This window comes from Paraburkholderia sp. MM5384-R2 (assembly GCF_014201025.1).
Taxonomy (GTDB): domain Bacteria; phylum Pseudomonadota; class Gammaproteobacteria; order Burkholderiales; family Burkholderiaceae; genus Paraburkholderia; species Paraburkholderia tuberum.
Genome location: NZ_JACHDI010000015.1, coordinates 48,993 through 61,738 on the forward strand (window position 1 = coordinate 48,993; position 12,746 = coordinate 61,738).

Genomic DNA, 12,746 nt, shown 5'->3' on the forward strand with positions numbered 1-12,746 from the left:
GCATCTGATCACGACGAATTGCCTGCTGCGCCGCCGGCGCCGCCAGGCTTCGCCGCCCGCGCACATGGCCCGCACAGTCCACTTAGCTCGATCACCTGACGATGCACCTCGAAGCCATGCGCGGGTGCGCTGTGCGACAGGCGGTCGGCGAGCTCGTCGCCGGGAATCTCGACGGTCGCGCCGCAACCGTCGCACATCAGGAACTGGCTGCGATGCGGCACGCCGATTTCGCAGCAGGCGACGAACGCGTTCTTCGATTCGATCCGGTGCACGAAGCCGTGCGCGACGAGGAAGTCGAGCGCGCGATAGACGGTGGTCGGCGGCATGCGACCGCGCTCGGGCGCGAGCGCGTCGAGCAACTCGTACGCGCCGACCGGCCGCTCGCTCGCGACGATCGCCGCGTACACCTGGCGGCGCAGCGGCGTCAGCGCGAGCCCCTGCGCCGCGGCGTGCGCGTCCGCATGTGCAAGCCGCAAGGCGTGCTGTTCGGCGAGCGAGGTAGTCATCGGCGTGAATCTCCTGACAAGGCGGCCCCCGAGCGGGCTGCAAAGTCGAAATGATATAACGTAGCGCGATTTTTTGTCAGCGGCGCGAATCTTCGCTCGGCGGCACGCAGCGAACGCGTCGTGGCGACCCATGGCGCAATGGGCTTGCTCCTGCCGCGCTGCACCATCGAAATTCGTCCGCGTGCCTTGACATGATTCGGTCCGTATCCGATCATTCGATCACTAGCCGAGCAATTGTTCGCGTGATGAGCGTTCGCTCACCGCGCGCCAACATGTAAAAACGAAGCGGAGACAGGCAGTGGCACGATTGCAGGACAAAGTCGCCATTCTGACGGGCGCGGCCAGCGGTATCGGTGAAGCGGTAGCCCTGCGCTATCTCGACGAGGGCGCGCGCTGCGTGCTGGTCGACGTGAAGCCGACCGACAGCCTCGGCGGCGCGCTGCGCGGCATCTACGGCGAGCGCGTGTTGAGCGTCAGCGCCGACGTCCGGCGCCGCGAGGACATCGAGCGCATCGTCACGAGCACGCTCGGCTGCTTCGGCCAGATCGACATCCTGTTCAACAATGCGGCGCTGTTCGACATGCGCCCGCTTCTCGACGAATCCTGGGACGTGTTCGACCGCCTGTTCGCGGTCAACGTGAAGGGCATGTTCTTCCTGATGCAGGCGGTCGCGCGGCAGATGGTCGAGCAGGGCCGTGGCGGCAAGATCATCAATATGTCGTCGCAGGCCGGGCGGCGCGGCGAGGCGCTCGTGTCGCACTACTGCGCGACCAAGGCGGCGGTGTTGAGCTATACGCAGTCCGCGGCGCTCGCGCTCGCGCCGCATAAGATCAATGTGAACGGCATCGCGCCGGGCGTCGTCGACACGCCGATGTGGAACGAGGTCGACGCGCTGTTCGCGCGCTACGAGAACCGGCCGCTCGGCGAGAAGAAGCGCCTCGTCGGCGAGGCCGTGCCGCTCGGCCGCATGGGCGTGCCCGACGACCTGACCGGCGCCGCGCTGTTCCTCGCGTCGGCCGATGCCGACTACATCACCGCGCAGACGCTGAACGTCGACGGCGGCAACTGGATGAGCTGAATCAAGAGCAGGGAGCGGGCACGTTGACTGCTCTGAGCGGCGCGTCATTCCGTCAAACGAACGCAGCATCACATAACGTACGAGAAAGGAGACAACGATGAAACCAGCTTTCAAATTCGCGCTGAAGGCAGCCGGTGCCGGCGCGGCCACCTGCTTCGCGCTGAGCGCATCGGCGGCGACGGTGACGATCGCGACGCTGAACAATCCGGACATGATCGAGTTGAAGAAGCTGTCGCCCGCGTTCGAAAAAGCGAATCCGGACATCAAGCTGAACTGGGTGATCCTCGAGGAAAACGTGCTGCGTCAGCGCGCGACGACCGACATCACGACCGGCAGCGGCCAGTTCGACGTAATGACGATCGGCGCGTATGAAACCCCGCAATGGGGCAAGCGCGGCTGGCTCGCGCCGATCACCAACCTGCCGGCGAGCTATGACCTCAACGACGTCGTGAAGACGGCCCGCGACGGCCTGTCCGCGAACGGCCAGCTGTACGCGCTGCCGTTTTACGTCGAAAGCTCGATGACCTATTACCGCAAGGATCTGTTCGACAAGGCCGGTCTGAAGATGCCCGACCAGCCGACCTACGACCAGATCGCCCAATTCGCCGACAAGCTCACCGACAAGTCCAAGGAGCAATACGGCATCTGCCTGCGCGGCAAGGCGGGCTGGGGCGAGAATATGGCGTACGCCACGACGGTCGTGAACACCTTCGGCGGCCGCTGGTTCGACGAGAAGTGGCACGCGCAGCTGACCTCGCCGGAATGGAAGAAGGCGATAACGTTCTACGTCGATCTGCTGAGGAAGGACGGTCCTCCGGGAGCGAGCTCGAACGGCTTCAACGAAAACCTGACGCTGATGTCGTCGGGCAAGTGCGCGATGTGGATCGACGCGACGGTCGCGGCCGGCATGCTCTACAACAAGCAGCAGTCGCAGATCGCCGACAAGGTCGGCTTCGCGGCTGCGCCGATCGAGGTCACGCCGAAGGGCTCGCACTGGCTGTGGGCGTGGGCGCTCGCGATTCCGAAGTCGTCGAAGCAGCAAGATGCGGCGAAGAAGTTCATCGAGTGGGCGACCTCGAAGGAGTACATTGACATGGTCGCGAAGGATGAGGGCTGGGCCTCGGTGCCGCCGGGCACGCGCGAGTCCACCTACGCGCGCCCCGAGTACAAGCAGGCCGCGCCGTTCGGCGACTTCGTGCTAAAGGCGATCCAGACCGCCGACCCGGATCATCCGACCTTGAAGCCGGTCCCGTACACGGGTGTGCAGTTCGTCGGAATTCCCGAATTCCAGTCGTTCGGCACGGTGGTTGGGCAGAGCATCTCCGGCGCGATCGCCGGTCAGATGACGGTCGACCAGGCACTCGCGGCCGGCAACGCGGCCGCGAATCGCGCGGTCAAGCAGGCGGGTTATCAGAAGTAACCCGGCAGGCCCGCCGCATCGACCGATGCGGCTCATGCAGCAGGGCGGCCGTTCGTCTGCGCCCATGCGATGCGGCGCGTGTCGTGCGCCATTCAGGCACGGCACGCCGCGTCGCACATACGCGGCTCCGGCGAACGCTCCGCGCATTACCGAACAGGTGGTCCATCATGCGTCCTTTGCGCCTACCTCTGATGCAAACCCATCCCCAGACAGAAAAAGAACGCGAGGAGCGTAAGGCCAATTCGGCCCGCTGGCTCGTGGCGCCGTCGGTCGGCGTGCTCGTGCTGTGGATGGTCATTCCGCTCGCGATGACGATCTGGTTCTCGTTCTCGCACTACAACCTGCTCAATCCCGATCTGCGCGGCTTCGCCGGTCTCGACAACTACCGCTATCTCGCGACCGATCCGTCGTTCGGTCCGTCGATCGCGCATACGATCGAGCTGATCGTATGGGTGCTCGTGATCACCGTGGGCGGCGGCGTGCTGATGGCGATCCTGTTCGACCGCAAGTTCTACGGGCAGGGTGTGGCCCGCCTGCTCGCGATCGGCCCGTTCTTCGTGATGCCGACGGTCAGCGCGCTGATCTGGAAGAACATGATCCTGCACCCGGTGTACGGCCTCGTCGCGCAGGGCATGCGGGCGCTCGGCATGCAGCCGATCGACTGGTTCGCCGACTATCCGCTCACCGCGGTGATCATGATCGTCGCGTGGCAGTGGCTGCCGTTCGCGTTCCTGATCCTGTTCACGTCGATCCAGTCGCTCGACCAGGAGCAGAAGGAAGCCGCGAAGATCGACGGCGCCGGTCCGTTCTCGATGTTCTTCTACATCACGCTGCCGCACCTGCGACGTGCGATCGCGGTCGTCGTGATGATGGAGACGATTTTTCTGCTGTCGATCTTCGCCGAGATCTATACGACCACGGGCGGCGGTCCGGGCAACGCGACCACCACCCTGTCGTACCTGATCTTCGCGCTGGGCCTGCAACAGTTCGACGTCGGTCTCGCCTCGGCGGGCGGTATTCTCGCGGTCGTGCTGGCCAACATCGTGTCGATCTTCCTCGTGCGGATGCTCGCGAAGAACCTGAAAGGGGAGTACGAAAAATGAGCCACGTTGCCTCCACTACGGCATCGACGACGCAGCCGGTCGCGGTGCCGACCAAATCGCCGTTCGACACGATTCGTCGCGGCATTCCCGGCGTGATCGCGTGGCTCGTCGCGCTGCTGCTGTTCTTCCCGATCTTCTGGATGACGATCACCGCGTTCAAGACCGAGCAGCAGGCCTATGCGTCGTCGCTGTTTTTCGTGCCGACGCTCGACAGCTTCCGCGAGGTGTTCGCGCGCAGCAACTACTTCGCGTTCGCGTGGAACTCGATACTGATCTCGGTCGGCGTCACACTGCTGTGCCTGATCCTCGCGGTGCCGTGCGCGTACGCGATGGCGTTTTTCCCGACGCGCCGCACGCAGAAAGTGCTGCTGTGGATGCTGTCGACGAAGATGATGCCGTCGGTCGGCGTGCTGGTGCCGATCTATCTGCTGTGGAAAAACACCGGCCTTCTGGATACCGTGTCGGGCCTGATCATCGTCTACACGCTGATCAATCTGCCGATCGCGGTCTGGATGGCGTTCACGTACTTCGCCGAGATTCCGCGCGACATTCTCGAAGCCGGGCGCATCGACGGCGCGGCGACGTGGCAGGAGATCGTCTATCTGCTGATGCCGATGGCGCTGCCCGGGCTCGCGTCGACCGCGCTGCTGCTCGTGATCCTGTCGTGGAACGAGGCGTTCTGGAGCATCAACCTGTCGAGCTCGAACGCGGCGCCGCTGACCGTGTTCATCGCGTCGTATTCGAGTCCTGAAGGTTTGTTCTGGGCCAAGTTGTCGGCCGCTTCGCTGCTGGCGGTCGCGCCGATCCTGATCGTCGGCTGGCTGTCGCAGAAGCAGTTGGTGCGCGGGCTCACGTTCGGGGCCGTCAAATGACGGTTGGCCCGGGCGTCGTGCGCTATGCGTTGATCTGCGATTGCGACGGCGTGCTGATCGACAGCGAAGCGGTGGCCGCGCGCATGCTGGTGCGCGAACTCGAGGCGCGCTGGCCCGGCATCGACGCCGCGCCGGTCGTGCTGCCGCTGCTCGGGCTGCGCATCGAGCGCGTGTTGCAGGACACCGCGACTCAGCTCGGCAAACAGCTCGGCGCCGACGATATCGATGCGATCCGCCGCGCGGTCGAAGCGGCGGCGATCGAGGCGCCCGCCGTCGACGGCATCGAGATGGCGCTGACCCAGGTGCCGCTCGTCAAAGGCTGCGCGAGCAATAGCTTCCGGCCCTACGTCGAGACGGTGCTGGCGCGCACGGGCCTGAAGCGTTTCTTCGGCGAGCGGCTGTTCTGCGCCGACGCGGTGCCGAATCCGAAGCCCGCGCCGGACGTGTACCTGGCGGCGGCGCAAGGCTTCGGGCTCGCGCCGGGTGCGTGCCTCGTCGTCGAGGACAGCGTGACCGGCGTCACGGCGGCGGCCACGGCGGGCATGGCGGTGTTGGGCTTTATCGGCGGCGGTCATGCGAGCGATGCGCAGATCGATCGATTGCACGCGGCGGGCGCGCGTCACGTGTTCGAGGACATGCGGCAGTTGCCCGACCTCGTCGCGCAATGGACGCTCTGCGCGACGGCCGCGGCGCCATGAGCGCACGAATGCACGCGACGTGACACGGCATCAGGTAGCAGCATGAAGTAACGAGCAGCATCGAACGGCATTACACGGAGACACATCATGGCAAGCGTAACCTTGCGCAACATCAGAAAGGCCTACGACGAAAACGAAGTGATGCGCGACATCAATCTCGACATCGCCGATGGCGAGTTCGTCGTGTTCGTCGGGCCGAGCGGTTGCGGCAAATCGACCCTGATGCGGATGATCGCGGGCCTCGAGGACATCACGGGCGGCGATCTGAACATCGACGCCGTGCGCATGAACGACGTGCCGCCGGCCAAGCGCGGCATCGCAATGGTGTTCCAGTCGTACGCGCTGTATCCGCACATGACGCTGTACGACAACATGGCGTTCGGCCTGAAGCTCGCCGGCGCGAAAAAACCGGAGATCGACTCAGCCGTGCGCAACGCGGCGAAGATCCTGCACATCGACCATCTGCTCGATCGCAAGCCGAAGCAGCTGTCGGGTGGCCAGCGTCAGCGCGTCGCGATCGGCCGCGCGATCACGCGCAAGCCGAAGGTGTTTCTGTTCGACGAGCCGCTGTCGAATCTCGACGCCGCGCTGCGCGTGAAGATGCGCCTCGAGTTCGCGCGCCTGCACGACGAGCTGAAGACGACGATGATCTACGTGACGCACGACCAGGTCGAGGCGATGACTTTGGCCGACAAGATCGTCGTGTTGTCGGCGGGCAATCTGGAGCAGGTTGGCAGTCCGACGATGCTGTATCACGCGCCGGCGAACCGCTTCGTCGCCGGCTTCATCGGCTCGCCGAAGATGAACTTCATGGAAGGCGTCGTGCAGTCGGTGTCGCATGACGGCGTCTCGGTGCGTTACGAGACCGGCGAGACGCAGCGCGTGTTGGTCGAGCCGGGCGCGGCCAAGCAGGGCGACAAGGTGACGGTCGGCATCCGCCCCGAGCATCTGCACGTCAGCACGACCGAGGATGGTATCGAGGCACGCACGATGACGGTCGAATCGCTCGGCGATGCCGCATATCTGTACGCGGAGTCGAGCGTCGCGCCCGAGGGTTTGATCGCGCGGATTCCGCCGCTCGAACGGCATGCGAAGGGCAATACGCAGAAGCTGGGCGCGACGCCCGAGCATTGCCATCTGTTTGATAGCGAAGGCAAGGCGTTCCAGCGCAAGATTGTTGAGGTGCTGGCGGCGTGATCGCGCGATGACGGATTGCATAAGCAGGAGGCGCACGCGCCGTCTGTTGCGGGCAAGGTTTGCGCTTTCAGGATGGAGGGCGGCGAGCCCGCACGCGCGTTGGCGCGCCTTGGCGGTGCGTGAGGCGCACGCAAAGCGCTGTCGCTAGAGGGCGTTACGCGCTTTGGGTTGCCAGGTGAAATGAAAAGCGCGGAAAACCTACCGGACGGCGGGGAGCCCTCTGGTGCGAGGAAGCGCAGGCTACTCACTCAGAAGAAGACGCTTAAGCTTGTCAAGGAAAGCCTCAGTGGTCTGCTCCCACGCTGTCGGATCGCACTGGTAGCCAAATTCCTCCTCGAAGGCCGCGTCAAGATTTCCAGCATGATCTCTCTTGAACCGGTCTATGTCGGCCACCGTCGCGTTGATCATGTCTGGCGTGCATCCGCTTGCACAAGCCCGGACCAACTCTTCAATTGTGTTTCCCCAGTAGTCGAAATCTTCATTGAAGTAGCCAAGGATCAATTGCCCCAGATCGTAATATTTCATGCATCAATACCCACCAATCACTTATCGAGCATAGCTGTGAGGATGTAGTACGGCATCCCGTTATACGCCCCGTACTTCAAGACAACCTCCACTTTACTGCTATCTACCAACCTGTCGGTCTTCCTGACCAATGCGTATCCAACTTTTCTTGCAACGTCCTTTCTCAGCGTCAAAACCCGGTTTGGTGCTGCTTTTGTCCATGCGTGAATCTGCAAGGCATTTGCGCGCATTGTTTCCGATATAGCCCACTCCGCCTCCTCAAGATTTACGAAAGACGAAACTACTTTCTTTTCCGGCTCCAGCCTGAGCCTCTCCCGCAACTGCGCTTCAGTCCTCCCGACATGTTTCAAAAGCGTATGTCCACCGATCCGGCTGCCCGCTTTTGCCTCGTGCATTTGCAGGTTAACCCGGCCCATCGTGACGCGCGCAGCGCGTGCCGCCCTGATCGAGCCAGCAAAGCCGAATGGCACGGCGATATCGAGGTACAGGCCGATATTGTTCGCCATGTCGGGGCTCGCCTTCATCGCTTCAGCGAGTTTCGTCGTGCCCTGCTGGGTCAGCGTGACCGTGTCCTGACCAGTCCAGACCTGCCGCAGGCCCGCCGCCGCCGAGTCCGAACCATGTACCCCGAACACGACACACCCGGCTTTGCTCGCCATCGTCGGGTCGGGCAAGACGCACAACGCACCCGCACCAACCATTTCCAGCACGCCGCCGACGACCTGCAACCCGCCCCAAAGCCGGTTGGAAAGCATCTCCGTCTGGCTGATCGACTGGCGGGATAGCACGGCCGCAAGTTGCGGAGCACTCAGTACGACCTTCACTCCCTCGGCGTTATCAGCACCGGGCATATCGAAACCCTCTTATGTCTTTATGGGGTTCCGATGCTGCCGTGCTGACCGTCTCTCAAGATTCGGACGACTCCGAATTTTCCGTAGCCCGATGCACGGTGCCTGTTCTGCATCGGGCGGGACCAGGCGCAACATCACGCACGCCGCGATTTTCCGGTCATATCCTGTCCTGCATCACTACAGCGGGCCGCTACACCAGACTTTCCCCTTCTCTCCGAATCATCCTTCGCCCATAGCCGGACAGTGAATCCACCGGTTAATGTGAAAGTCCGAGAAAAAAAGAAGAGGAATTTTGCATGTCACAGGTGAATGAGTCAGACGGCGTCCGCGTCGTACTGAGCGCCCCGCAAATGGCGGCCGTTCTGGGCCCGTCAGTCGATTAGCCAGACTGAGATGCTTTCGAACCGTTTATGGGGCGGTTTGCAGGTTGTCGGCGGAGTATTGGAAATGGTCGGCGCGGGTGCGTTATGCGTGCTGCCAGAGCCGACGATGGCAAGCAAGGCCGGGTGCATTGTGTTTGGCGTGCATGGCTCGGATACCGCAGCAGCAGGTCTGCGACAGGTTTGGACCGGGCGAGATTCCTCCACGCTGATCCAACGCGGTACAGCGAAGTTGGCCGAAACTATAAAGGCCAGCCCCGACATGGCCAACAATATCGGCCTGTCGCTCGATATCGCAGTGTCGGCAGGCGTGGCGGGATCGATCAAGGCAGTGCGGGCGTCCGAGATCACATTGGGCCGGATCAACTTGATGATGCACGAAGCGAAGGCGGGCAGCGGGATTGGCGGGCACACGCTGCTGAAACATGTGGGGCGCACTGAGGCACAATTCTCAGAGAGATTGTTGAAGGAACCGTGGCGAGATCGGGTCTCGTCATTTGCGAATATTGCTGCGGCGGAATGGGCCATCTCGGAGACGATGCAGGCGAACGCCATTGCGATAAAGTCGTGGGTTGCTTCACCATCACGAGATTTGGCTTTAAAGAAAGATGTCGGGAAAAATGTTGGCTACACCTTGTTCAAAAAATCAAAAAACTTGATAAGTTCGAGCAAGGTCACTGTTATTCTTCGACATCAGGCATACAATGGAATGCCATACTATATTCTCACCGCTTATCTGGATGCCTAATTTAGGGAAGTGAAAATGAGTCTAATCGCAGATATCCTCGCGGCGAGAGGCCCAACGATGGTTAGAATTTCCAATGTACTGGACTATTCAAATGACCTGTCCCTGGTACTGTCCAAATTCGGCCTGACTCAAGATGAGGCGATGCTTGTGCGCCATGATAGAGCCGGGGCCGTTGCTATTCTCACGAACCTGCTATGGAAAGGGCAGGCTTATGATTGTGAATGCATGGGCAGGAGTAAAGCGGAAGAGCTTGCTGAAAAAATAATTTCTGAAAATGAATCAAAAGAAAGTAGGTATTTTTCGAACAAGGAATCACCATCATCGGATTCGTGGAATGGTCTTACGGGCTCGACCTTTGACTCAGGTATTGTTATAAGTAGTGGGGATGGGCGATATTTCTGTATCTGGCTTGAAGATGAAGATTGATTTGACGTCTTCGGTTAAGTCATGAAAAACCAGTCAACTTATCCAGAGCTTGGTCATTTCTTCCGAGCCTACCTCAATCAGGATTACGACCTTTCAGGAGACACACTCGCGGAGGTCGTTGAATGCTACAAACAGGGGACGCCTGTGGACGCGCATGAAAGGGTGCTGTCCGAGATAGAGCGATTCAAGGGCGAACATCCAGATCTGGACAAGGCATTTGACGAGGCTTACGGCCAAGATTGTTCGCCAGACCTGTGGGGTCACACGACCGCCTCGCTTCTTATGGAGTTGAAGCAGATCCTGAGCGAGTAACACTCTCGGCTACGCCAACTTACGGCGCGTCTACACCGATCGCGCCCGCTTCTTCTGCGGGCACCGTTTCACGCCTCCAACGCTGCCCGCGCGCACACCTCGTCGGTCACGAGCCCCGACAACCACCCCCCCTTGAGCACCGCGATCAGCGCCTCGCGCTTGCGCAGCCCGCCCGCGAAGCCGATGGTCGGCCGGCGCGGCGGCGTGTCGAGCGCAATGCTCGTCACGCGTCGGCCGGTCGGCGATTCGACGTGCGCGCCGGCCGCATCGATTGGCAGGCCGAGCATTTCGGCGACCGCGCCGTTGTGCATCAACTCGTTCACCTCGCCTTCCGTGATGAAGCCGTCCTCGTGCAACGGACAACTCATCCCAATGTTGCCGATGCCGACGAACGCGACATCGGCCTGCGCCGACAGCGATTCGACGATCCGATAGAGACGGTGATTGCACCACTGCGCGCGCTCGGCCTCGCTGTCGGCGAGCAGCGGCGCGGGCAGCAGAAAATACTTGCCCCCGGTCTTTTCCGAAATGTGCAGCGCGACGTCGTAACGGTTCGAGGAGCCGTCCTGCGCGATCGCGCCGACCATCGATACCAACCGATGCTGCGGACGGTCTAGCTGCGCGATCTGATCGACCGCGGCCTTCAGCGTGCGGCCGCTGCTGACCGCGACGACCATCGGCTTTTCCTCGCTCAGATAGCGCTCCATCACCTGCGCGCCGGCCACCGCGAGCTTACGGTCGACTTCCTCGGGCGTATCGCCGTCGATCGGCACGATCTCGCACATGCTGAGGCCATAGCGCTTCGACAGCTGATCGGCGAGCGACAGGCAATCAGCGAGCTTGTGATCGACCCGCACGCGGATCAGGTTCTTTTCGACCGCGAACGCGACGAGCCGCTGCGCGACCGGCCGCGATACCTGCAGCTTCTCGGCGATTTCGTTCTGGGTATTGCCCGCGACGTAATAAAGCCACGCGGCGCGTGTGGCGAGATCGAGTTTTTCTGTGGACCTGGGCACGATGAGGTTTCGGTTGAAGTGCGCCGATGATAGCGGCCGGCGGCGCGTCTGTCGCGCGGGCCGGCCGCGGTTGACGCTCAGGCGAGCGGTGCGCGCGCGGGATCGAACAGCGGCCGTACGTGGCGATACAGCGCGCGATACGCTTCGAGCCGGGTGCGCAATTGCGCGTGGCGGCGCGGATTCGGCGTGAACTCCTTTTCGACAGGCGGCTTGGTCAGCACGGTGGCCGGCTCGCCACCGGCGGCGAGCCAGCCGAGACGCGCCGCGCCGAGCGCCGCGCCGGTTTCGCCGCCGCCGTGCTTGACGGTGACGGTGTCGAGCGCATCGGCGAGCAACTGGGCCCAGTAGTCGCTGCGTGCGCCGCCGCCGAGCAGCGACAACACCTTCGCCTCGGTGCCGGCCGCGCGCAGGGCGTCGAGGCCGTCGGTCAGCGCGAGCGTCACGCCTTCGAGCACCGCGTAGCCGAGCAGCGCGCGGTCGGTTGCGTGAGTCATGCCGAAGAATACGCCTTGCGCATAGGGGTCGTTGTGCGGCGTGCGCTCGCCCGACAGATACGGCAAAAAGAGCGGCGCGGTGGTCAAGGCCTCGGCGGGCAGCGCCTCGATTTCGGCGAGCAGCGTCGGCTCGTCGGTCGACGTCAGCTTGCAGACCCAGCGCAAACAGCTCGCCGCCGACAGCACCACGCTCATCTGATGCCAGCGGTCCGGGATCGCATGACAGAACGCGTGCACGGCGGAGGCCGGGTTCGGGCGGAAGCTGTCGCCGACCACGCACAGCACGCCCGAGGTGCCCAACGACACGAAGCCGTCGCCCGGTTGCGTCGCGCCGATGCCGATCGCGCTGGTCGCGTTGTCGCCGCCGCCGGCCGCGACGATCACGTCGTCGCGCAGGCCGAATTCGCGCGCGAGTTCCGGCAGCAACGTGCCGGCCGGCGCGCTGCCTTCGCGCAGCGCCGGCATCTGCGCGCGCGTCATGTTGCAGGCAGCGAGCAGCGAATCGGACCAATCGCGTTTCGCGACGTCGAGCCACAATGTGCCGGCCGCGTCCGATGGATCGGACACCTTGCCGCCCGTCAGTTGCAGGCGCAGATAGTCTTTCGGCAGCAGCACGCAGGCAGTCCTCGCGAAAATCTCCGGCTCGTGACGCGCGACCCACAGCAGCTTCGGCGCCGTGAAACCGGGCATCGCCAGATTGCCGGCGACGCTGTGCAGTTCCGGCGCGCGCTCGGTCAGCTCCGCGCACTCCTTGTCGCTGCGCATGTCGTTCCACAGGATCGCGGGCCGCAGCACGCGGTTTTCCGCGTCGAGCAGCACCGCGCCGTGCATCTGCCCCGACAGGCCGATGCCGCGAATCCGCGCGAATTCGTCGGGATGACGCGCGCGCAACGCGGCGAGCGCCGTGCGCGTGCCGGCCCACCAGTCTTCGGGATTCTGCTCGGCCCAGCGCTGGTGCGGACGCGAAACGGTGAACGGCGAGCCGGCGGTGCCGATCACGCGGCCGTCGGAGGCGAGCAGCAGAACTTTCACTTCGGACGTGCCGAGGTCGATGCCAAGGTACATGGGAGCGAAACCTTCGTCGTTGGGGATGCGCTACTTTAGCGGTTCATCGCGCGCG

At 63.0% G+C, this 12,746-nt stretch carries 13 protein-coding genes and 1 pseudogene; 9 read left to right on the forward strand and 5 right to left on the reverse strand.

Features of this window, described 5'->3' with window-relative positions:
- Positions 1-8: 8 nt before the first annotated feature.
- Entirely contained in the window at positions 9-506 is a 498-nt protein-coding gene (locus HDG37_RS22610; protein WP_184051461.1) for a Fur family transcriptional regulator, read from the reverse strand.
- 298 nt (positions 507-804) lie between these two features.
- Between HDG37_RS22610 and HDG37_RS22615 the strand changes: the two genes are divergently transcribed.
- The 6 genes from HDG37_RS22615 (at position 805) to HDG37_RS22640 (ending at position 6,874) form a co-directional block, all read left to right on the forward strand.
- Positions 805-1,584, forward strand: a complete 780-nt coding sequence (locus tag HDG37_RS22615; RefSeq protein ID WP_184006440.1) for an L-iditol 2-dehydrogenase — start codon at positions 805-807, stop codon at positions 1,582-1,584.
- A 97-nt stretch (positions 1,585-1,681) separates the two neighbouring features.
- Complete coding sequence (locus HDG37_RS22620; protein ID WP_184051463.1) at positions 1,682-3,004, forward strand: sugar ABC transporter substrate-binding protein; 1,323 nt, start codon at positions 1,682-1,684, stop codon at positions 3,002-3,004.
- A 167-nt stretch (positions 3,005-3,171) separates the two neighbouring features.
- Positions 3,172-4,107, forward strand: a complete 936-nt coding sequence (locus tag HDG37_RS22625; RefSeq protein ID WP_090801682.1) for a carbohydrate ABC transporter permease — start codon at positions 3,172-3,174, stop codon at positions 4,105-4,107.
- Positions 4,104-4,979 (forward strand): carbohydrate ABC transporter permease, encoded by an 876-nt coding sequence (locus HDG37_RS22630; RefSeq protein WP_090801681.1) that lies wholly within the window; start codon positions 4,104-4,106, stop codon positions 4,977-4,979. Before HDG37_RS22625 ends, HDG37_RS22630 begins: the two co-directional genes overlap by 4 nt.
- A complete protein-coding gene (locus HDG37_RS22635; RefSeq protein WP_184051465.1) occupies positions 4,976-5,677 on the forward strand; it encodes an HAD family phosphatase in 702 nt (233 codons plus the stop codon). Before HDG37_RS22630 ends, HDG37_RS22635 begins: the two co-directional genes overlap by 4 nt.
- 87 nt (positions 5,678-5,764) lie before the next feature.
- Entirely contained in the window at positions 5,765-6,874 is a 1,110-nt protein-coding gene (locus HDG37_RS22640) for an ABC transporter ATP-binding protein (RefSeq protein ID WP_090801678.1), read from the forward strand.
- Positions 6,875-7,114: 240 nt separating this feature from the next.
- On the opposite strand, the gene HDG37_RS22645 is transcribed toward HDG37_RS22640, so the two are convergent.
- Complete coding sequence (locus tag HDG37_RS22645) at positions 7,115-7,399, reverse strand: contact-dependent growth inhibition system immunity protein (RefSeq protein ID WP_184051467.1); 285 nt, start codon at positions 7,397-7,399, stop codon at positions 7,115-7,117.
- Positions 7,400-7,416: 17 nt separating this feature from the next.
- Positions 7,417-8,250: an RNase A-like domain-containing protein gene (locus tag HDG37_RS22650; protein ID WP_184051469.1), complete on the reverse strand. Its 834-nt coding sequence runs from the start codon at positions 8,248-8,250 to the stop codon at positions 7,417-7,419.
- A gap of 296 nt (positions 8,251-8,546) precedes the next feature.
- On the opposite strand from HDG37_RS22650, the pseudogene HDG37_RS22655 reads away from it, so the two are divergent.
- From HDG37_RS22655 to HDG37_RS22665, 3 genes and pseudogenes are all read left to right on the forward strand, one after another.
- Positions 8,547-9,378 (forward strand): annotated as a pseudogene (locus HDG37_RS22655) (RNase A-like domain-containing protein).
- Positions 9,379-9,393: 15 nt separating this feature from the next.
- Positions 9,394-9,804: a hypothetical protein gene (locus tag HDG37_RS22660; RefSeq protein WP_184051473.1), complete on the forward strand. Its 411-nt coding sequence runs from the start codon at positions 9,394-9,396 to the stop codon at positions 9,802-9,804.
- Between the two features lie 21 nt (positions 9,805-9,825).
- A complete protein-coding gene (locus HDG37_RS22665) occupies positions 9,826-10,116 on the forward strand; it encodes a contact-dependent growth inhibition system immunity protein (RefSeq protein ID WP_184051475.1) in 291 nt (96 codons plus the stop codon).
- Positions 10,117-10,184: 68 nt separating this feature from the next.
- Here HDG37_RS22665 and HDG37_RS22670 read toward each other — a convergent pair whose 3' ends face one another.
- Together HDG37_RS22670 and xylB are read right to left on the reverse strand one after the other, a co-directional pair.
- Positions 10,185-11,132 (reverse strand): sugar-binding transcriptional regulator, encoded by a 948-nt coding sequence (locus HDG37_RS22670; protein ID WP_184051477.1) that lies wholly within the window; start codon positions 11,130-11,132, stop codon positions 10,185-10,187.
- A 77-nt stretch (positions 11,133-11,209) separates the two neighbouring features.
- Positions 11,210-12,691 (reverse strand): xylulokinase, encoded by a 1,482-nt coding sequence (gene xylB, locus HDG37_RS22675; RefSeq protein WP_184051479.1) that lies wholly within the window; start codon positions 12,689-12,691, stop codon positions 11,210-11,212.
- Positions 12,692-12,746: the final 55 nt, after the last annotated feature.